The organism is Synechococcus sp. N5, from assembly GCF_900473925.1.
In the GTDB taxonomy this organism is placed as follows: domain Bacteria; phylum Cyanobacteriota; class Cyanobacteriia; order PCC-6307; family Cyanobiaceae; genus Parasynechococcus.
In genome coordinates this window covers 537,856-558,311 of record NZ_UCNI01000001.1, presented here as the reverse complement: position 1 = coordinate 558,311, position 20,456 = coordinate 537,856, and the positions used below count along the sequence as shown (strand labels likewise).

General features: G+C 62.0%; 19 protein-coding genes. 14 read left to right on the top strand and 5 right to left on the bottom strand.

Annotated elements, in window-relative coordinates; translation table 11 throughout:
• Position 1: 1 nt before the first annotated feature.
• From DXY03_RS03175 to dacB, 3 genes are all read left to right on the top strand, one after another.
• Entirely contained in the window at positions 2-718 is a 717-nt protein-coding gene (locus tag DXY03_RS03175; protein ID WP_115009071.1) for a DUF1995 family protein, read from the top strand.
• A 62-nt stretch (positions 719-780) separates the two neighbouring features.
• Positions 781-1,287 (top strand): DUF4330 domain-containing protein, encoded by a 507-nt coding sequence (locus DXY03_RS03170; RefSeq protein WP_115009070.1) that lies wholly within the window; start codon positions 781-783, stop codon positions 1,285-1,287.
• Positions 1,284-2,591 (top strand): D-alanyl-D-alanine carboxypeptidase/D-alanyl-D-alanine-endopeptidase, encoded by a 1,308-nt coding sequence (gene dacB, locus DXY03_RS03165; RefSeq protein WP_115009069.1) that lies wholly within the window; start codon positions 1,284-1,286, stop codon positions 2,589-2,591. Before DXY03_RS03170 ends, dacB begins: the two co-directional genes overlap by 4 nt.
• Here the strand turns inward: dacB and DXY03_RS03160 are convergent.
• Positions 2,536-3,468, bottom strand: coding sequence for a hypothetical protein (locus DXY03_RS03160; protein WP_115009068.1), 933 nt, complete (start codon positions 3,466-3,468; stop codon positions 2,536-2,538). The two genes, dacB and DXY03_RS03160, sit on opposite strands and share 56 nt — an antisense overlap.
• Position 3,469: 1 nt before the next feature.
• Positions 3,470-3,961 (bottom strand): pantetheine-phosphate adenylyltransferase, encoded by a 492-nt coding sequence (gene coaD, locus DXY03_RS03155; RefSeq protein WP_115009067.1) that lies wholly within the window; start codon positions 3,959-3,961, stop codon positions 3,470-3,472.
• 69 nt (positions 3,962-4,030) lie between these two features.
• Here coaD and DXY03_RS03150 point away from each other — a divergent pair, with 69 nt between their 5' ends.
• From DXY03_RS03150 to DXY03_RS03120, 7 genes are read left to right on the top strand one after another with little or no spacing between them, the layout of a single operon-like run.
• Positions 4,031-4,513 (top strand): flavin reductase family protein, encoded by a 483-nt coding sequence (locus DXY03_RS03150; RefSeq protein ID WP_115009275.1) that lies wholly within the window; start codon positions 4,031-4,033, stop codon positions 4,511-4,513.
• Positions 4,514-4,522: 9 nt separating this feature from the next.
• Complete coding sequence (gene uvrC / locus DXY03_RS03145) at positions 4,523-6,508, top strand: excinuclease ABC subunit UvrC (protein ID WP_115009066.1); 1,986 nt, start codon at positions 4,523-4,525, stop codon at positions 6,506-6,508.
• Positions 6,505-6,792, top strand: a complete 288-nt coding sequence (locus DXY03_RS03140) for a hypothetical protein (RefSeq protein WP_115009065.1) — start codon at positions 6,505-6,507, stop codon at positions 6,790-6,792. Before uvrC ends, DXY03_RS03140 begins: the two co-directional genes overlap by 4 nt.
• Positions 6,793-6,794: 2 nt before the next feature.
• Positions 6,795-8,291 (top strand): cryptochrome/photolyase family protein, encoded by a 1,497-nt coding sequence (locus DXY03_RS03135; RefSeq protein ID WP_115009064.1) that lies wholly within the window; start codon positions 6,795-6,797, stop codon positions 8,289-8,291.
• Positions 8,292-8,326: 35 nt separating this feature from the next.
• On the top strand, positions 8,327-8,899 hold the full coding sequence (gene hemJ / locus DXY03_RS03130; RefSeq protein WP_115009063.1) for a protoporphyrinogen oxidase HemJ: 573 nt from the start codon (positions 8,327-8,329) through the stop codon (positions 8,897-8,899).
• Between the two features lie 13 nt (positions 8,900-8,912).
• Complete coding sequence (locus DXY03_RS03125) at positions 8,913-9,560, top strand: PHP domain-containing protein (protein ID WP_115009062.1); 648 nt, start codon at positions 8,913-8,915, stop codon at positions 9,558-9,560.
• Between the two features lie 27 nt (positions 9,561-9,587).
• Positions 9,588-10,142 (top strand): hypothetical protein, encoded by a 555-nt coding sequence (locus tag DXY03_RS03120; protein ID WP_115009061.1) that lies wholly within the window; start codon positions 9,588-9,590, stop codon positions 10,140-10,142.
• Here the strand turns inward: DXY03_RS03120 and cobN are convergent.
• Complete coding sequence (cobN, locus tag DXY03_RS03115) at positions 10,132-13,860, bottom strand: cobaltochelatase subunit CobN (protein WP_115009060.1); 3,729 nt, start codon at positions 13,858-13,860, stop codon at positions 10,132-10,134. The two genes, DXY03_RS03120 and cobN, sit on opposite strands and share 11 nt — an antisense overlap.
• A gap of 65 nt (positions 13,861-13,925) precedes the next feature.
• Here cobN and DXY03_RS03110 point away from each other — a divergent pair, with 65 nt between their 5' ends.
• The 3 genes from DXY03_RS03110 (at position 13,926) to DXY03_RS03100 (ending at position 18,850) form a co-directional block, all read left to right on the top strand.
• Positions 13,926-14,840, top strand: a complete 915-nt coding sequence (locus DXY03_RS03110; RefSeq protein ID WP_115009059.1) for a branched-chain amino acid transaminase — start codon at positions 13,926-13,928, stop codon at positions 14,838-14,840.
• A 63-nt stretch (positions 14,841-14,903) separates the two neighbouring features.
• Complete coding sequence (gene metH, locus DXY03_RS03105) at positions 14,904-18,530, top strand: methionine synthase (protein WP_115009058.1); 3,627 nt, start codon at positions 14,904-14,906, stop codon at positions 18,528-18,530.
• A 47-nt stretch (positions 18,531-18,577) separates the two neighbouring features.
• The gene (locus DXY03_RS03100) at positions 18,578-18,850 is read left to right on the top strand and encodes a DUF4090 family protein (RefSeq protein ID WP_115009274.1); all 273 of its coding nucleotides are present in this window, start codon (positions 18,578-18,580) and stop codon (positions 18,848-18,850) included.
• Positions 18,851-18,884: 34 nt separating this feature from the next.
• On the opposite strand, the gene DXY03_RS03095 is transcribed toward DXY03_RS03100, so the two are convergent.
• Positions 18,885-19,115 (bottom strand): hypothetical protein, encoded by a 231-nt coding sequence (locus DXY03_RS03095; RefSeq protein ID WP_006851429.1) that lies wholly within the window; start codon positions 19,113-19,115, stop codon positions 18,885-18,887.
• 111 nt (positions 19,116-19,226) lie between these two features.
• Here DXY03_RS03095 and DXY03_RS03090 point away from each other — a divergent pair, with 111 nt between their 5' ends.
• Positions 19,227-19,622 (top strand): DUF2237 family protein, encoded by a 396-nt coding sequence (locus tag DXY03_RS03090; protein WP_115009057.1) that lies wholly within the window; start codon positions 19,227-19,229, stop codon positions 19,620-19,622.
• On the opposite strand, the gene DXY03_RS03085 is transcribed toward DXY03_RS03090, so the two are convergent.
• Positions 19,604-20,332, bottom strand: a complete 729-nt coding sequence (locus DXY03_RS03085; protein WP_115009056.1) for an SDR family NAD(P)-dependent oxidoreductase — start codon at positions 20,330-20,332, stop codon at positions 19,604-19,606. The two genes, DXY03_RS03090 and DXY03_RS03085, sit on opposite strands and share 19 nt — an antisense overlap.
• Positions 20,333-20,456: the final 124 nt, after the last annotated feature.

Here is a 20,456-nt window from a genome sequence, read left to right as displayed (position 1 = left end):
GATGACTCAATCCGATGCTTCCTGTCTCGCCCTCCCCGCGGATCTTCTCGCCGCCGAGGAGGCCATGCTGCAAGCCGCCCTGGCGGCCGTTGGATCCGGCGACGGTCAACGTTGGGCCGCAAGCCTCCGTTTTGAAGGGCTTCGCCTACTTCCGGTGGCGGTACGGCTGGCCCGAGCACTCATCGCTGCCGGTCAGGACCTGTTGATGGTTTGGCCCGATGCCGGCGCTGCCGCCCTGGCCCGGCGCGATGCGGAGGACCTCAAGGAGGTGATCCTTGATTTCAATCAGCTCAAACGGGCGGAGAGCGATGCCCCCGACACCCGCCTTCTGCTTGCGGTGAACCCCTCCCCTGCGGATTACGAGGAGTTCCAGGACTTGTGTGAGAACCACGCAGGAGTGGTTCTGATGCTGAATGGACGTCTCGAAGACGCCGCCGTCGGCATCGGTAGCGTGGCCCGGGAGCGCCGAAAGGGTTTCGTGGCCAGCTGGCAGCAGGCCTACTGGCTCCAGCCCCTGGAGGGAGGCGCGTTGATGCGCTGCTTCCCCGATGACTGGCGACTCTATCGCCAGGATCCCGATGGTTACCGGCAATTGGAGGTGCTCCCCGAACGTCCGGATCCCGACACCACAGCAGCACTTCTGGCCGGTGAAGATCCCGACAGCATCAAGCAACAGCTGTCCGGGGTCGACCGCTTCCTTGATGGTCTGCGCAATTGAGCCGCCTCTGGCTTGATCCAGGCTCAGACCCTCCTTAAGGTTCAAGCCCAGGCTCCCCTTCGATGGTGCTCAACAGGCTTCGATCCCTTTCACCCATCGATGCCGTGGCTGGAGTCGTCGCCTTGGCCGCTCTGGCCGGGGTTGTCTGGTCCCCAAAGCTCTCGAATGAGGTCGCCAAGGCCACTGGTGCTGTGAAACCTGTGCAGGTGAGCGTTGATGTGGTGCGGCTGTACAGCGCTGATCCCGAGCAGCTGCTGAATTCAGTGCGGGAGGAAGCAGCCCTCAACATCGTGATTCGCAATCAACCGGCCGGACGGGTGAGCCTGGTGTCGGTGGATGACGTCACCACTTCACTGACGGCGGTGCAGCCCGATGGTTCGGTGGTGCTCGCCGATGCCCCCGCCACGGCTCTACCCCGCCATGCCCGGTTTGTGATGGAGGCGCAGGCTGAGATCAAACCCTCCGGTGTTGTGATCGGTGGCACCAAGCTCAAGGTGGGTGTGCCCGTTGAGCTGGAGGGTCGCCTCTACCGCTTGAACGGTGTCGTGAGCGGAGTGATGCCTCTGTGATTCGCTCTGCCCTGGTTTCCCTGCTGGTGCTGGTGCCCCAGTTGCCCGTTAGGGCAGCGACTCCACTGTTGGCACCACCTCCGGTGGTGCAGCGTCAGGGCCAGGCCATGCTCAGCGGCGGTGCACTATGTCCGGCCCTGCAGACGGCCCTGGAATCAGCGGTGGGCACGGAAGAGCGGCTTTGGAGCGTCAGCGTTGTCGATCAACGGGGTCAGCTGCTGGCTGATCTCAACGGGGGGATCCCCCGGATTCCTGCATCGAATCAGAAACTGGTCAGCACGGCCTTTGCCCTGGATCGCCTCGGCCCCGACTTCCGTCTGAAGACGCAGCTGTTGCGTCATCCCGATGGATCACTGGAGATCGTGGGGGAGGGCGATCCCGACCTCAGCATTGCCGAGATCCAAAAGTTCGCCATGGTGGCCCTCGGCCAGGGCGGCTCCAGCAGCACCTCCAGCTCCGCCTCTGCGCCGGTTCAGCTGATGGTTCGGGAGGAACCGCGTCAACTTTGGTGGCCTGCCGATTGGGATCCTGCGGATCGCTCTTACGCCTACGGCGCACCGATCACCCGCCTTGCTCTCACCAGCAACGCCCTGCACATGGCGGTGATGGATCCAGCGGCACGGCTGCAGCGGATCCTCAACTCCACCGCGCATCAGCAAGGGGGACAGATCCGCCTGCAGATGGTTGATCAGCGGACCCGAGAGGCGGCCCTTGCTCGGAACTGGCGAGCGAGTGTTGTCCTGCACAGCGAGGATTCCGCGCCGATGCACGCCCTGCTCAGCCTGGCCAACACGGAGAGCCACAATTTCACCGCTGAGGTGCTGATGCGTGAAGCGGCGGACGTTTGGGATGCGAACCGTGCGTCCATCGCCACCACCCGCTGGTTGCAAGCCCAGGGCATCCCGATGACGGGACTTCGGCTGCGGGACGGCAGCGGACTCTCACGGGGCAACCGTCTTACAAGCCGTTCCCTGTCTGTGCTGCTGTGGCGCATGGCGCAACACCCCTTGGCGGCTTACTACCAGGCCTCGATGGCGATTGCAGGCCAGAGGGGAACGCTGCGCAACTACTTCTGGGGCACAACACTTGTGGGTCGCTTCTGGGGAAAGACCGGCACCCTTAGAGGAGTTCGTTCGATCTCCGGCATTCTTGAAACTACCAATGGACCGCGTTACGTGAGCATGATTGCCAACGGGTCCTATGCACCCAACTCCGTGATGGGCCAGATCCTGCTGGCCAGCCAGCGGATCAGCCGTTGCCCCGCATGGACCGCAGCCGTGACGCTGCCCGCTGAGCCCGACTGAACGGAACGGTTTTGCTGTCGTCGCCAGCGTTGGCGCCATGGGCCGCAGAGCGGATCGTCTGAATCTTGGAGAGCTCCTGACGGCCGGCCATGACCACCTGGGCCATTTCCTTGAGGCGAACCTCCAGCTCCCCCAGGGTCTGCTCGGCGTAACGGTTGGCCCCGTCCTGAACGCCGGCTGCTTCCTGGCGGCTGCGTTGGATCAGAGACTCACACTGCTGTTGGGTCTGCTGGCGGAACTGCAGCGCGTCGTTGTGAATTCGCTCGGCCTCATCCCGGCCTTCCTTCTGCAGACGCAGGGCTTCACGGCGAATCGTCTCCAGGTCCTGCTGCGCCTGTTGGCGGCTGGCGTCGAGTCGTTCAGCGTGTTGGCGCTTCAGCTCGATCGCTTCTTGATCCAGCTGCTGGCGACGCTCCAGTGCTTCTTGCTCCAGCTGCTGGCGGCGTGAGGCGAACTGCTGTTCCAACTGGGCCAGTTTGCTTTGCATCTCCTGCTCCAACTTCGCCCCCTGCTCGCGCGTTTTCTGGAGCAACTGCTCACACTGCTGGCGGGCTTGCTCACGCATCTCATTCACCTGCCGTTCCGCTTCCTGGCGGATGGCTGCGTTGTTCACCAGCTGCTCGCGCTGACGCTGGGCCTGTTCAACGATCTCCTCGGCGTTCCTGCGGGCGGTGTTGATGAACTCGTCCCGGCGATCCAGCAGTTTGGCGGCCCGCTCCAGCTCCTTCGGCAATTCATCGCGGACGGCATCCAGCAGCTCGACGGCATCCGTTTCGTTGACCAGACGTCCGCCGGTGAAGGGCAGCCGACTGCCCTCCAGCACAACTTCCTCCAGCTGATCGAGTTGATCGAGAACGGAGAACCGGACGTCGTTCATCTCAGTTGGCATGGAAAGTTGAATTAAAGAGCCTGTTGAGGTCCTTCGCCACCTCTGGCGGAACCATGTGGTCGATCGATCCACCGAAGCGGGCCACTTCCTTCACCACCGAGCTGCTGAGGAAGCTGTGGCGGGCCGTCGTGGCCATGAACACCGTTTCCAGATCGTCTGCCAAGGAGCGGTTGGTGTGGGCGATCTGCAGTTCGTATTCGAAGTCACTCATCGCTCGCAGGCCCCTCAGGATCAGGTCGGCGCGATGGGTGACGGCACAGTTCACGGTGAGGCCATCGAAACTGATCACCTCAACGCCGGAGAGGTGGCCTGTCGAAGAGCGGATCTGTTCTATCCGCTCTTCGACACTGAACGCGGGTCGTTTGCTCGGATTGCTGAGCACCGCGACAACCACCTCTCCAAACAGGCTCACCGCCCGCTCGATCAGGTCCATATGACCATTGGTGAGTGGGTCGAAACTGCCGGGGTAGAGCGCCCGCATCGGGAATCAGCGATGGGCGGATCCTATGCAGTGGATCGCTGTTTAGATTTCAGCCAACGCATCCGTGCCATGAGCCTCGACGCCGACGCCAAGAAGGTCCTGCTTCGCAAGATCCCCCATGGGCTCTTCATCTGCGGCGTTCGCAACGGTGATGAGGTAAACGGATTCACGGCCAGCTGGGTGACCCAGGGATCGTTCGAACCGCCCTTGGTGGTGATGGGTGTTCGGGCTGACAGCAGCAGTCACGCCATCATCGAGGCCACCGGTAAGTTCTCGCTCAACGTGCTGCGGGCCGATCAGAAAGATCTGGCAGCCGTGTTCTTCAAGCCCCAGAAGGCACTTGGTGGTCGCTTTGAAGCGGCACCCTTCGAGGAGGGCGAACTTGGTCTTCCTCTGCTCACCGATGCCGTCGGTGGTGTGGAGTGCGAACTCGTGGGCTCGATCAAGCATGGTGACCACACCGTTTTTGTGGGCGAAGTGAAAACGGCGCGCCTGATCGCCGATGGCGAGGCCCTGAATCTGGCCAGTACCGGCTGGAATTACGGCGGCTGAGCTGGCCCGGTGGATGCCGCCTCCGGTGCACCGCTGCTGACGCAGCCCGAGCGTCTTGAACGCCGGCTCAAGGAGATCCCCGCTGAGCCGGGTTGCTATCTGATGCGGGACGGCGACGACCGGATCCTCTACGTCGGCAAGTCGAAGGCGTTGCGCAGCCGCGTGCGCAGCTATTTCCGCAGTCGGCATGATCTGTCGCCACGGATCCGGCTGATGACACGCCAGGTCTGTGAGATTGAGTTCATCGTCACCGACAGCGAGGCGGAGGCCCTCGTTCTCGAGTCGAACCTGATCAAGAACCATCAGCCGCACTTCAATGTGCTGCTGAAGGACGACAAGAAATACCCCTACCTCTGCATCACCTGGAGTGAGGCCTACCCGCGGATTTTCATCACCCGTCGCCGTCGCTTCCGAAGCCCCCTGGATCGCTTTTACGGGCCCTATGTCGATGTGGGGCTGCTGCGCCGCACCCTGTTCCTGGTGAAGCGAGTGTTCCCACTGCGGCAACGACCCCGGCCGATGTACCCCGACCGCACCTGCCTCAATTACAGCATCGGGCGCTGTCCAGGGGTCTGCCAGGAAAAAATCAGCTCAGAGGACTATCACCGCACCCTGCGCAAGGTGGCGATGGTGTTCCAGGGCCGCAGCGATGAACTGCAGCAGCTGCTTCAGGAGCAGATGGAGCGGTATGCCGAGCGAATGGACTACGAGTCGGCGGCCCGGGTTCGCGATCAAATTCAGGGGCTGGATCAGCTCACCGCCGATCAGAAGATGAGCCTTCCGGATTCCTCCGTGAGTCGCGATGTGCTGGCCCTTGCCTTCGATGAACGTTTGGCAGCCGTGCAGCTGTTTCAGATGCGCGCCGGGAAGCTGGTGGGACGTCTCGGCTACACCGCTGACGCCTCAGGTCTGGAACCTGGACTGATCCTGCAACGGGTGATCGAAGAGCACTACAGCCAGGTGGATTCCGTTGAGGTGCCTCCCGAGTTGTTGGTGCAGCACGCTCTGCCCCAGCAGAAACTGATGGAGGATTGGCTCTCGGAACAGCGCGAGCGTCGGGTGCAGATCCACTGCCCGCAGCGCCAGCAGAAAGCCGACCTGATCGAACTGGTGCAGCGCAACGCGGAGTTTGAGCTACTCCGCGCCAAGCAAGGTCAGGAGAAGCAGTCGTTGGCCACGGAGGATCTGGCGCAACTGTTGGAGTTGCCCACCCCGCCGCGGCGGATCGAGGGCTACGACATTAGTCACATCCAGGGCAGCGATGCCGTGGCCTCCCAGGTGGTGTTCATCGACGGGCTGCCCGCCAAGCAGCACTACCGCAAGTACAAGATCCGCAGCAGCAGCATCCGCGCTGGCCACAGCGACGACTTCATGGCGATGGCGGAAATCATGCGCCGTCGTTTTCGGCGCTGGGCCCGGGCCAAGGCGGAAGGAGTGGATGTGGGTGCCCTGCGTCACAAAGGTGGCAGCGCTCTGCAGACCGACGGCCTCAACGACTGGCCCGATGTGGTGATGATCGACGGCGGCAAGGGCCAGCTCTCTGCCGTGATGGAGGCCCTGCGCGAGCTTGATCTGCACGAAGATCTCAACGTCTGCTCCCTCGCCAAGCAGCGCGAGGAGGTGTTTCTCCCCGGCGAAAGCCAGCCGCTGGAGAGTGAACCGGATCAGCTCGGAGTTGTGCTCCTTCGCCGCCTTCGCGACGAAGCCCACCGTTTCGCTGTCAGCTTCCATCGCCAGCAGCGTGGTGAGCGCATGAAGCGTTCACGTCTCTCGGACATCCCTGGGGTTGGGCCCAAGCGGGTCAAGGATCTCTTGGCCCACTTCCATTCGATTGATGCCATCCAGCTGGCATCGGTTGAGACCCTGTCCAAGGCCCCTGGCGTCGGCCCGGCTCTGGCCCGCGACATCCACGATTTCTTCCATCCTTCCGACGATGGAACCGACGCTGATGCCAGGGCTGCTTTAGAAGAGCAGCCTCAGGAACTCTCCGCATGATCCGTCATCTCTGCATGGCTCTGGCAGGAGTGCTTTTTCTCGCCACTCCGGTCTGGGCATCTCCCGGGCTCTGCACCGGGCCTGTGTGTGCCGACGGCATCACCCGCAGCGCCAAGAACCACTGGCAGTTGGTGCTGCGGCTCAACGATCAGCAGGGCCATCGCGAAAAAGTGGTGATGAATTGCCGGGCTGGTCAGCTGAGCCCCATGGAAGGGCCCGTGGATCGCGCCTACGCCACCGCCCTGGGTCGACGCGCCTGCCGTCTTGCTGGGGAGGACAGCTGACGGTGGATCTCAGTCTCGTTTTTCCCCATCAGTTGTTTGAGCACCATCCCGCGCTTCAGCCGGGACGGGCCGTGGCCCTGATCGAAGATCCGCTGCTGTTCGGCACTGATCCCCGCTGGCCCATCCAGGTACATCGACAGCGCCTGCTTCTGCATCGGGCCTCGATGAATGCCTATGCCGAGATGCTTCAGGCCAGGGGCTTCACCGTGTTGCGGGTGCTGCAGGGGCAGGCGGCCAGCACCACTGAGATCCTCGGGGATCTGGTCGAGCAGGGCTACCGGGCTTTTCATCTGGCGGATCCGGTGGACGATGTTCTGAGCCAACGGATCTCCGCCTTCGCCTCCCGCCACGGCTGCGGTCTGGAGATCGTCGCCACCCCGATGCTGCTCACTCCAGAGGCCGTCATCGAGGACCATTTCGCCTCCGGCAAGAAGCCCCTGATGGGTCGCTTCTACGAGATGCAGCGCAAGCGACTGGATCTGCTGATCAATCCTGATGGTGGTCCTGTTGGTGGCCGCTGGAGTTTCGATGCCGACAACCGCAAGAAGCTCCCCAAAGGAATCCTGGTTCCAGAGCCCCCAGCCGAACGCTCCAGCGCAGCGAACGCCATCGTTGAATCCGCCCGGAAGCAACTCATTCGGGAGGGGGTGGTCGGCATCGGCAGCTGGGACGGGTTCCATTACCCCGTCACCCATGGCGATGCAGCCCGTTGGCTGGATCAATTTCTCGAACAACGCCTGCGCCAGTTCGGGGCTTACGAGGATGCGATCAGCACCCAGCACCAGGTGATGTGGCACAGCGTGCTCACGCCGATGCTCAACATCGGTCTGCTCACGCCGCAGCAGGTGCTGGATCGAACGCTGGAGCGGGCTGCAGCCGGTGACATCCCCCTCAATTCATTGGAGGGATTTCTGCGTCAGATCGTCGGCTGGCGAGAGTTCATGGCCGCGATGTACCGGCGCCATGGGGTGGAGATGCGCAACGGCAATTTCTGGGGCTTTGACGATCGCCCGATTCCCTCCGCCTTCTACACCGCATCCACGGGTCTGCCCCCGATTGATGACGCCATCCGCCATGCCCTGGAGACCGGCTATTGCCATCACATCGAACGCCTGATGCTCCTGGGGAATGTGATGCTCCTCTGCGGATTCCATCCAACCCGGATCTACACCTGGTTCATGGAGCTGTTTGTGGATGCCTACGACTGGGTGATGGTTCCCAACGTCTATGGCATGAGTCAGTTCGCTGATGGTGGCATCTTCACCACCAAGCCCTATCTCTCCGGCTCGAACTACGTGCGCAAGATGTCGGATTACCGCAAAGGCGAGTGGTGTGACATCTGGGATGGCCTGTTCTGGACGTTCATCCATCGGCATCAAGACTTCTTTCGGCGCCAATACCGGCTAGCGATGATGGCCCGCAACCTGGATCGCATGGCTCCCGACGTTCTGTTGGCCCATCAGCGTCGAGCCAGCGATTTTCTTGACGCGCTCACCTGAACCCTGCGTAAGGTCGCCCCAGATCAGTTGTGTTGATGACGTTTTCGCCCGAGGCCTACCTCTGGTTCAAGACCCTGCACATCGTTGGGGTCGTGGTGTGGTTTGCGGGCCTCTTCTATTTGGTGCGCCTGTTCATCTATCACGTTGAAACGGAGGAACTGGCGCCGGAACTGCAGCAGCCGTTCCGCGATCAGTACACCTTGATGGAGAAACGGCTCGCCAACATCATCACCACGCCGGGAATGGCTGTGGCGGTATCGATGGCCATCGGGTTGCTGCTGGCCCAGCCCTCCTGGCTTCAGCAGGGCTGGATGCACGCCAAGCTCGTTTTTGTGGCGGCCCTGCTGGCTTACCACGTGTTCTGTTACCGACTGATGGGCCAACTCCACGCCGGCACCTGTGCCTGGTCAGGCAAGCAGCTGCGTGCCTTGAATGAGCTGCCCACGCTGCTGCTGGTGATCGTGGTGATGCTGGTGGTGTTCAAAACGCAGTTCCCCACCAGCGCAGCGACCTGGTTCATCGTCGCCCTGGTGGTGTTCATGGCAGCGTCGATTCAGTTCTATGCCCGTTGGCGTCGCCTGCGGGCCGAAGCCTCCGCCAAAGCCTGAGATGAGGGTTGAGATGACCCACCCCCTCCAAGCAGTGCTCGAACAGGTGGGACCGTCGAGCTGTCCCACCACGCACAACTTCCACTGCCACACCATCTGCAGTGACGGCAGCCTCGAACCGCTCGAGCTCATCCAGCAGGCCACCGAGCGTGGGCTCAAGCACCTGGCGGTGACGGATCACCACAGCAGCCATGCCCACCGGGAGATCCAGGTCTGGCTGGATCAGAAGCGTGCCAGCGGTGTTGAGGTCCCCACGGTGTGGAGCGGCATGGAAATCAGTGCACTGCTGAAGGGGTGCCTCGTTCATGTGCTCGCCCTTGGCTTCGAGCTCAACCACCCTGCGCTCCAGCCCTACAACCGTGGTGATGCCGTCGTCGGTGAACCGCTAAGGGCTGAGGCGGTGGTGAAAGCCATCCATGAAGCCGGTGGATTGGCAGTGTTGGCCCATCCCGCCCGTTACCGCCTGGGCCATGACGTGCTGATCGATGAGGCGGCCCGGCTTGGTTTCGATGGTGGTGAGGCCTGGTACGACTACGAGATGCAACCAACCTGGTCCGCCAGCCCGTTGATCTGCGAGGCCATCGATCGTCAGCTGAGCAACCTTGGCCTTTTGCGTACGTGTGGCACCGATACCCATGGAATTGACCTTTGCGGCCGCTAAGTTCATTTCATCTCAGTTCCGGTCGACATGGGCTTCTTGGATCGTCTGCTGAAAAAGGATTCCGCAGATTCCGACTCCACGATTCAGCCGCGCAAGCCGGCAAAGGAGAAGCCGGCCGAGTTCTTCCTTGATGCCGACGCTTCCTCCTCCCTCGGGGATGTGAACTACATGCGCGAGTCGAAGACGATTCGCCGCACCTTCCCCGGCACCGTCGACAGTCCCGGCACCAAGGAGCAGATCATGGAGGTGGCTGCCGAAACCGAGAAGCTCGAGAAGCGCAGCGAAGGCCTGGGTGGCGTCGTCAAGAAGGAAGAATCAATCAGTCTCAACGCGGGCATTCCCACGCCAGTGAAGAAAACCTTCGCTGAGCAGGTGAGCACCGAGGAGATGAGCAAGCGCCTCAAGGGCACGGCCATCACGGGTGTGAACACCCCTGCTCCTGCCGGTGCTGCTCCCCTCGGCCGTAAGGAAGAGCTGAATCCCAAAGAGGAACCGGTGGCCAAGGCTGGATCCGCTGCGCCTTCCTCCAAGCCTGGATCGATCGATCCGTTCCGTCAGATGGTTCGCGACCTCAACAAATAGGGCTTCCCCGTTCAATCTGGGCTTCGCTGCTGATCACCAGCTGTTGCAGGTGAAGCAGCTGATCTTTCGTTGCTGACGTCCAAAGGCCTCGATTCGAGGCCTCCAGCAGCCGTTCGGCCATATCCCTCAGCACCCAGGGGTTGCTCCCCTTGAGGAAGTCGAGAATTTTCGTCTGGCTCAGCCACTGCTCACAAAGCGCGCCGTAACACCAATCGGGTACGCGATCGGTGGAGGCGTCGTAGGCAAAAAGGTAGTCCAGGCTGGCCCCCATCTCGAAGGCACCCTTGTAGCCGTGCTGCATCATTCCCTCGATCCAGCGGGGGTTGAGCATCCGGCTGCGCATCACTTTGTCGAGTTCCTTTTCAAGGCGGTGCAGACGAGGGCGTTCGGGGCGTGAATGGTCTCCGAACCACAGTTGCGGCCGTGCTCCTGAAACCTCTTCCACCGCTGCACTGAGGCCCCCCTGGAACTGGTAGTAGTCGTCGGAATCGAGCAGGTCGTGCTCGCGGTTGTCCTGGTTATGGAGCACCACCTGCACCCTGCCCAGGGCTTGCTCGAGGCCGGAACGATCAAGGCTGGGGGCAGCGGCACCGTCGTACGACCATTGGCTCCAACTGAGAAAGGCCTGGCCCAGGTCTGCTCGGGAATCCCAGGCGCCACTGTCGATCAGGACTTGCAGACCGGCTCCGTAGGCACCGGGGGGGGACCCATAAATGCGGCCCTGGGGCCCGCCTTGACGGGTGAGCTCAGCCAGGGGATTCAGTTCATCCGGTTCATCAAGGGCCGCCACCATCGACTGGGCCTGATGCACCCAGCCAACCAACTGGGGGAAGGCGTCGCGAAACAGTCCGGAGATGCGCAGCACCACATCCACCCGCGGTCGACCCAGCAAACGGGCTGGGATCACCTCCAGGTCCACCAACCTTCGGGTGGGGCCGTCCCAAACCGGTCGAACACCGATCAGGGCCAGCAGCTGAGCGATGTCTTCTCCGCCATTGCGCATCGTTGCTGTTCCCCAGACCGATAACGCCAGATGGCGCAGCGGTTCCCCCTGCTCCAGCAGATGGAGATCCAGTAACTGCTCCGCCGATCGTCGCCCCAGATCCCAGGCGGCTTCCGTGGGCAAGCCCCGCAGATCGACGGAATAAAAATTGCGGCCGGTGGGCAACACATCGGGGCGACCACGACTCGGTGCTCCTGAGGGTCCCGCAGCGATGCGCTGCCCCTGAATGCCCCGCAGGAAGGCCTCTTTTTCAGCTGAGGCACAACCGTTCAAGCGGGGCCAGAGGTCGTGGTGCAGGTTCTGCAGGCAGGGATCCTTTCGGCTCCAGGTCCGGAACGGTTTCGCCAGTCCGTCGCCCTGTTCCCCATGGATGATCCATCGGATCAACAACTGGGCCTGCTGTTCCAGCCAGGCGCAACCATCCCCCACCCGTCGGCAGTTCGCGCCACCCAGCAAGCTCAGGCGGGTCTGATCCGCCTCCGAGAGCTTGTCGCCTTCGTCCTGCTGCCAGGGGTCAAAGCCCAGTTCTGCCTGCAGGGCCATGGCCTGCAGCAAGCCGGGCTGCCCCTTTCTGGGGGGCCGGGCCAGGGCGACCAGCAGCTCATCGGCGGCTTCTGTCGATGGCGCCACACCAAACCGATGCAAGCCCGTGCGGATCTGCGATTCCTTGAGCTCGCAGAGATAGGTCTCGGCCTGATCCAGACAGGTCTCCAGCAACTCAGGTTGGCGGCGAATCTCCGCTTGGCTGGGGATTCCAGGCCAGTTGAGGGACAGCAAGCTGGAATGCACTGCCTGTTCCAGCACCCGGGCCCGCTGGCCGCCCAGCTGCCTCACCTCCACCAGTTCATCCAGCAGGCCCTCCAACCGTTGCAGTGGTCCGTGCAATCCAGCACGCCCCAAGGGCGGTGTGAGGTGGTCCAGTACCACGGCATGACCCCGTCGCTTGGCCTGAGATCCTTCGCCGGGATCGTTGACGATGAAGGGGTAGAGGTGAGGGATCGCTCCCAGGGCCAGCTCGGGGCCGCAGGCATCGCTCAACCCCACCGACTTGCCCGGCAGCCATTCCGCACTGCCGTGCTTGCCCACATGCAGCATCACCTGGGTCTGATGCATGCAGCGCAGCCAGAGGTACTGAGCCAGATACCGGTGCGGTGGCGGCAGATCCGGTGAGTGGAGATCGGCGATCTGATCGGCGTCATAACCGCGATCCGGCTGGATCAGCACCACCACATGGCCGAAGCGCAGGCCATGAATGGCAAACCCCTTGTTTGGATCCAGATCGCAGGCGGCTTCTGGAGGTCCCCAACGGGATTCGATCAAGCGTCGAGCCGATTCCGGAACGCTGGTCCACCATTTCTGATAGGTGGTGAGGGGCAGATGATCCAGCGCTGGGCGGTGCTGACCTTCCGGTGCATTGGTGCGGCCGGACAACAGCTGTTGCATCAAGCCATCGCCTGAATCCGGCAAGGCTTCCGAACCGAGGTCATGGCCGGCGTCAGCCAGCCAGCGGAGCATCCGCGCCGTGCTGTCTGGCGTATCAAGGCCCACGCCATTGGCCACACGACCGTCGCGAACGGGATAGTTGGCCAGCACCATCGCGATGCGCCTCTGGGCACAGGGGGTCTGTCGCAGCTCCACCCAGCGACGGCTGTGCTCGGCCAGCCATGCGAGTCCAGATGGATCCGGCTGCAGGCAGGGAATGGCCGTGGCCAGGGGGCCGGTGGTCTGCAGGTGGTCACGAAAACCGCAGGGCCGCGTGGTGATCCGAGCATCCAGCTCCGGCATCACCACCTGCAACGACAGATCCATCGGATTCAGCCCCTGGCTGCTCTCCAGCCACTGGGCCCGGCTGCGGCTGCTGCTGAGCAGTTGCAACACCGGTCGATCGAGCCGATCCCAGAGAGGGCTGCCAAGGCCGGCCTGTTCGGTCTGCACCGAGGCAAAGGACGTGCCCGCAATCACCAGCTGAGCGTTTTGCTGATTCAACAGGTCGTGGACGCCGGCCTGCACAGCCGGGTTTCTCAGGCTGCTGACCCAGAGCAGACAGGGCCGCAGTCCCTCCTTCCGAAGTGCGGCCGTGAGGGCATCCGCCAGGGCAAGGTCTCCGGCTTGAAACTGAGCCCGATAGAGAACAACGCCCACCGCAGGCCAGGCTTCGTCGCGCCAATCCCAGGGCATCGGATCGGGGCAAGGCACCACCGCAACGTTGTCGGGTGATGGGGGGGTGCCCTCCAGCAGAGCCTCGAGAGCTCCAAGGAACCGCCCCATGTTGTCGATGCCCCCTTCCCGCAGCAGTGCCGACAGCTGATCGGCCAGTTCAGCGCTGCAGGAGCCCAACCCATGCAGCTCGTTGTTCTGATCAGCCGTTCCGGCAAGGACGATCAATTGTCGCTGCTTCGCTTCGCTGCACCAGCGCTGCAGTTGCTCCAGGCCGTAGCTCCAGTGCCCACGGCTCCCGAGCAGGCGCACCACGATCAAGTGCGCCGCCTGGGCGGTGGTGTTCAGGTAGTGGTCCAGCTGCGCTGGGTGGTCCAGGCAGCTAAGGGGCAACGCCCGGATCCGCTCGTTCCAGGCCGGGTTGCTCGATAGGCTTGCGTCCAGGCAGCTGATGTCTGTGCCTGCGCTGGTGAGGAACAGCACATCCGCGCCCGGCTGCTCCACGAGCACCACATCTTCCGGTGGGTCCAGACCCGGACAGGTGGCAAGGCGATGCATGACCCCATTCTCCGTGTTGCGGTGCGCGGTGGTGAGAAGATTCAGCGATCGGATCCATCACGGTGATGCATCAGTTCCTGCCCTATGCCTGGTTCCAGGGCCAGTGCGTCCCCTTCGAGGAGGCCAGGATCTCCATTGCCACCCATGCCCTGCACTACGGCACCGGTGCCTTCGGCGGCATGCGCGCCATTCCCGATCCTCAGAACAGCAACACCATGCTGCTGTTCCGTGCTGATCGGCACGCCCGGCGTCTCAGTCAGAGCGCCAGGTTGCTGCTCACGGATCTGAGTGAGGACACGATCCTCTCGGCGCTCAAGGCAATGCTGCAGGCCAACAAGCCTGATCAGCCGATCTATCTGCGGCCCTTTGTGTACACCAGCGATCTGGGCATCGCCCCGCGCCTGCACAACATCGAGACCGACTTTCTGATTTACGGACTCCCCCTGGGGGATTACCTGTCTCCGGAAGGGGTGAGCTGCAGGATCAGCAGCTGGACCCGCCAGGAGGACCGCTCCTTGCCGCTACGCGGCAAGATCTCCGGCGCCTACATCACCAGTTCCCTGGCCAAGACGGAAGCCGTGCAGAGCGGTTTCGACGAAGCCTTGCTGTTGAACAGTCGCGGCAAGATCAGTGAAGCCAGCGGCATGAACCTGTTCCTGGTGCGTGATGGCCAGCTGATCACGCCTGGAGTTGATCAGGACATCCTTGAGGGCATCACCCGCGCCAGCGTGATTGAGCTGGCCAAAGCGATGGACATTCCTGTGATTGAACGTCCGGTGGACAAAACCGAGTTGTTCATCGCCGATGAAGTGTTCCTGTCCGGAACGGCCGCGAAGGTGACGCCGATCCGTCAGATCGAATCAACGGTGCTGAAAGCCAAGCGTCCTGTGATGGATGCCCTGAAGGCCAAGCTCGTGGCGATCACCGAAGGACGGGATCCCGCCTATGAGCACTGGGTGACCCGTATTCCGATCTCCTAAATCAACAGCCTGAAGTTCGCCCTGAGCTTTTCTTAAGATTGGGGCTTCCACGAGGGTGCATGGATGGTGGTGACGCAGGCAGATCGGAAAGCCACCACCTCTGCATTCCTTGAGTACCTGCATGGGCCAGAGCGTCCTGTGCTCGTGTTCGACGGTGCCACTGGCACCAGCCTTCAGGGGCTTGGGCTTACGGCGGAGGATTTCGGTGGTCCTGACCTGGAGGGTTGCAACGAGAACCTGGCGGTCACCAAGCCGGATGCAGTCAAGGCAGTGCATCGCCAGTTCCTCGAGGTGGGCTGCGATGTCATCGAAACCGATACCTTCGGCGCTGCATCGATTGTGCTGGCGGAATACGGCCTGGAAGACAAGGCCTTTGAGCTGAACAAGCGGGCAGCCGAGCTGGCTCGGGAAATGGCTGATGAATTCAGCACCCCTGAGAAGCCACGTTTCGTGGCGGGCTCCATGGGGCCCACCACCAAGCTGCCCACCCTTGGCCACATCGATTTCGACACGATGCGGGATTCGTTCCGGGAGCAGGCTGAGGGACTGATCGCCGGCAACGTCGACCTGTTCATCGTCGAAACCTGTCAGGACGTGCTGCAGATCAAGGCAGCACTACAGGGCATCGAAGCGGCCTTTGCCGCCACCGGTGAGCGGCGGGCCCTGATGGTTTCGGTCACGATGGAAACCACGGGCACCATGCTCGTCGGCACGGACATCGCCGCTGTGGTGTCGATTCTTGAGCCATTCCCGATCGACATCCTCGGCCTGAACTGCGCCACCGGTCCGGAGCAGATGAAGGAGCACATTCGCTACCTCTCTGAGCATTCCCCCTTCACCGTCAGCTGCATTCCCAACGCCGGACTGCCTGAAAACGTTGGCGGGGTGGCCCATTACCGCCTCACGCCGGTGGAGCTGAAGATGCAGCTGATGCACTTCGTTGAAGACCTCGGCGTGCAGGTGATCGGTGGATGCTGCGGCACCACTCCCGCTCACATCGGCAGCCTTGCGGAACTGGCGCAGGAGCTCAAGCCGGCTGAACGCCATTCCCGCTGGGATCGCGCCAGCGCGGGGGATGTGCGCCCCAGCCTCAATTACGAGCCCGCAGCTTCATCGATCTATGGCGTCACGCCCTATCACCAGGACAATTCTTTCCTGATCATTGGTGAGCGGCTCAATGCCAGTGGCAGTCGCAAGGTGCGCGAACTTTTGGCGGAGGAAGACTGGGACGGGCTGGTGTCGGTGGCCCGCGGTCAGGTGAAGGAAAACGCCCACGTCCTCGACGTCAACGTCGACTACGTCGGTCGCGATGGCGAACGGGACATGCACGAGCTGGTGAGCCGTCTCGTCACCAACGTCAACCTGCCCCTGATGCTCGATTCCACCGAGTGGCAAAAGATGGAGGCGGGTCTGAAGGTGGCTGGTGGGAAATGCATTCTCAACTCCACCAACTATGAAGACGGTGATGAACGCTTCTTCAAGGTTCTGGAGCTGGCCCGCCGCTACGGCGCCGCTGTGGTGGTCGGCACGATCGATGAAGACGGGATGGCCAGAACAGCCGAGAAGAAGTTCGCCATCGCACAGCGGGCCTATCGCGATGCCCTCGAGTTCGGCATCCCCGCCCATGAGATCTTCTACGACCCCCTGGCCCTTCCCATCTCCACTGGCATTGAGGAAGACCGGCTGAATGGTCGCGCCACCGTGGATGCCATCCGGATGATCCGGGAGAACCTCCCCGGCGTGCACGTGGTGCTCGGGGTCAGCAACGTGAGTTTCGGCTTGTCACCGGCGGCCCGGATCACCCTCAATTCGGTCTTCCTTCACGACTGTTGTGAAGCCGGCATGGATTCGGCCATCGTCAGCCCCGCCAAGATCCTCCCTTTGATCAAGATCAGCGACGACCACCAGAAGGTGTGTCGTGATCTGATCAGTGACAACCGCCGTTTCGAGGACGGCATCTGCGTCTACGACCCGCTCACCGAACTCACCAAGCTGTTTGAGGGAGTGAGCACCAAGGAAGCCCGTGCATCAGGCCCCTCGCTGGAGGATCTGCCGATTGAGGAACGGCTCAAGCAGCACATTATTGATGGTGAGCGCATCGGCCTGGAGCCCTCCCTGGATGAGGCGTTGCAGACCTACCCCCCTCTGCAGATCATCAACACCTTCCTTCTGGATGGCATGAAGGTGGTGGGTGAATTGTTCGGCAGTGGCCAGATGCAGCTCCCCTTCGTGCTGCAAAGCGCCGAGACGATGAAATCCGCGGTGGCTCACCTCGAGCCGCACATGGAAAAAAGCGAGGGCGAGAGCACAAGCAAGGGCAAGTTCCTGATCGCCACGGTGAAGGGCGATGTCCACGACATCGGCAAGAACCTGGTGGACATCATCCTCACCAACAACGGTTATGAGGTGATCAATCTGGGCATCAAGCAGAGCTGTGAAGCCATCGTTGAGGCTCAACGTGAACATAAGGCCGATTGCATCGCCATGAGCGGTCTGCTGGTGAAGTCCACGGCCTTCATGAAGGACAACCTCCAGGCCTTCAACGATGCGGGAATTGATGTTCCTGTGATCCTCGGCGGTGCGGCGCTGACCCCACGCTTCGTGCAGAAGGATTGCCGTGAGGTTTACGACGGCAAGGTGATCTACGGCCGTGATGCCTTCGCTGATCTGCGCTTCATGGATGCGTTGATGGATGCGAAGCGCAGCGACAACTGGACCAACACCAAGGGCTTCCTAGCTGATGCTCCCCAGGGGGTTGGCCTGGATGAAGAGTCGACAACCTCCGAGAGCGCTGAGGAGACATCCACCTCCTCATCGGATGCTCCGGCTGCGGATCTGCCGCCGGTGAGCTCAGATCGATCCGACGCTGTCCCCGCTGAAACCGCACCGGTGCCGCCCTTCCTCGGCTCTGCGGTGATCACTGAGGCCGACATCGACATCGCCGAGGTCTTCCACTACCTCGATCGCAATGCCCTCTTCGCTGGCCAGTGGATGCTCCGCAAAACCAAGGAGCAGAGTCGGGACGACTACGAGGCGATGCTTCAGGAGAAGGCAGAGCCGGTGTTGCAGGAGTGGATGCAGCGCTGCATCAACGAGTCACTGTTGACCCCCCGGGCGGTGTACGGCTACTTCCCTGCGGGACGCGATGGCAACAGCCTGCGGGTCTTCGATGCCGACGGCACGCAGGAACTTGGGTGTTTTGAGCTTCCCCGTCAACGGTCTGGCAACCGCTACTGCATTGTCGATTTCTTCAACGATCTGGACGCTGAGGGACGCCCAACCGACGTGCTGCCGATGCAGGCCGTGACCATGGGCCAGAAGGCCTCTGTGGTGGCGCAGGAGCTGTTCAAGGGCGATCGCTACAGCGATTACCTGTACTTCCATGGCCTGGCGGTTCAGATGGCCGAAGCGATGGCCGAATGGGTGCACGCACGGATTCGCTCGGAACTCGGTTTCGCAGATCCAGCTGGGATGCCCCTGCGGGATGTGTTGGCGCAGCGCTACCGCGGCAGCCGGTACTCCTTCGGCTACCCCGCCTGCCCGAATGTGGCCGACTCCAGGCAGCAGCTGGACTGGCTCGGAGCTGAGCGGATCGGCTTGAGCATGGACGCCAGCGACCAGCTCGAACCGGAGCAGAGCACCACAGCATTGGTGGCGCTGCACTCCCAGGCCCGTTACTTCAGCGCCTGAGCCCTGAGGGGCGTCCCATAGCCTGAGGCGCCCTGTTTGTGTTCACCATGGCCATTGCCGGACCGGATGGTGTTGATGCCGCCATCAAAGCTGGTGTGGATCTTGATGGAAGTCCAATCCCTGAAGCGATGCTCGCCCTTTACAACCAGGTGATGGATCTGGAAAGTCAGCGCGCCCGCAGTGGTGTTCTGAAATCGATGCGCAACAGGGTGGTCAAGACCGGAGCCAAGCATTTCGACAAGGAAACGCTCAATCAAAGGCTCCTTGAGGCCGGGTGGGACGGTCTGAAGGACAAGGAGATCGCTTTCTTCTACGGATGATCTCCTGCTGACGGAGAAGCACCCTCTGCCGGGCTCAGTCCTGGCAGAGCTTCTCCATCGTGTCGATCACCTCTTGCTGGAACGATTCCAGGGCACTGGACTCGCTCAGATCAAGGCCTTCGCCAGCGGCGTTCTGGGCCAGGTCCTGGAAATGAAAGGCTCCCTCTCCATTGGCAAGGAACTCGATCGCCGAACTTTCACCGCTCTCGCGAAACGCATCGCAGAGCGCCAGAAAAGCAGCGTCTTCAGTGAACTCCCAATCCATCGAGTGGACATGACTGAATGACCTTTAACCCGCTCCCCCAGGGGTTCGTCAACCGTCTGAAGTCAAAATGTGCCAGTCCTTGGGCAGACTCCCCCTCAAACGAGCGCTCAGATGTCCAGCAGCAGCCCCGAATTTCCGCCGGCCAGGAACGTTCTTGGCGACCCACTGGAGAGTTGCAGTTGTGAACCGATGACGGGTTGGTATCGCAATGGTCTCTGCCAAACCGATCCATCGGATCTCGGCCAGCACAGCATCTGCTGCGTGATGACCGAGCAATTTCTCAGTTACAGCAAGGCCCAGGGCAATGACCTGAGCACACCGATGCCCGCGTTTCAGTTCCCGGGCTTGAAACCAGGGGACCACTGGTGCGTCTGTGCACCGCGCTGGAAACAGGCCTACGACGATGGCGTCGCACCGCTGGTGCGCCTGGAGGCCACGGAAGACACAGCTCTGACGGTTGTCAGCCTCGAGCAGCTGAAGCAGCACGCTCACCAATCGATCGACTGACCGTCCCAGGCGAGAAAGGCTCCTGATTGTTCCGGGGTCTGTTGCAGCAACACCTCAACCAACTGACGCGCAGCCCGTTCTGGAGTGAAAAGTTTGTCCGGTGCCACGAAGCTCTGGAAAGGTCGAGACAGGGCTGTGTCGGTCGTACCGGGATGCAACAGGCTCACGGTGGCCAATGGCCAGCGGCGGGCCCATTCAATGCTCAGGCAGCGCAGCAGCTGGTTCTGAGCCGCCTTGGCCGCCCTGTAGCCGTACCAGCCCCCGGTGCGGTTGTCGCCGATGCTTCCCACGCGAGCACTGAGGCTGGCGAAGTGAAAGGGTTGATCCCGCTGCAGCAAAGGCTCGATCGCCTTTGCCAGCAGGATCGGTGCCATGGCGTTGATGCCGAATTGCTCCTCCAACTGAGAACGATCGATCTGTTGAAGACGTTTTTCCGGTTGAAGCCCAGGACCATGCAGACGGCCGCTGCAGTTGAACACCAAACGCAGGGGGAGCCCCTGGGCTCGCAGGCTTGAGCTCAGACCATCCAGATCACTGTCGTTTTGGAGGTCCAGTTGCAGTGAGGAGGCCGGAGGTCCATGACGTCCAGCGGTCAGCACCTTCAGCTCAGGGCAGGTGCGCTTCAGTTCTGCTGCCACCGCCGCTCCGATGCCGCCGGGGCCAACCACCAGAGCCAAGCCAGCCCAAGTGGTCAGAGCTTCTTCGACCATGTGAACTTGCTGCGAAGAGGAGACCGTCTAGCGGAAATCAGGCATCATCGGCTGGTGGCTCTGACAGCAGTTCTGGTGCCGATGCGCTGTCATTTTTGGCTCCCGGCCGCGATCGGAAGTCTTT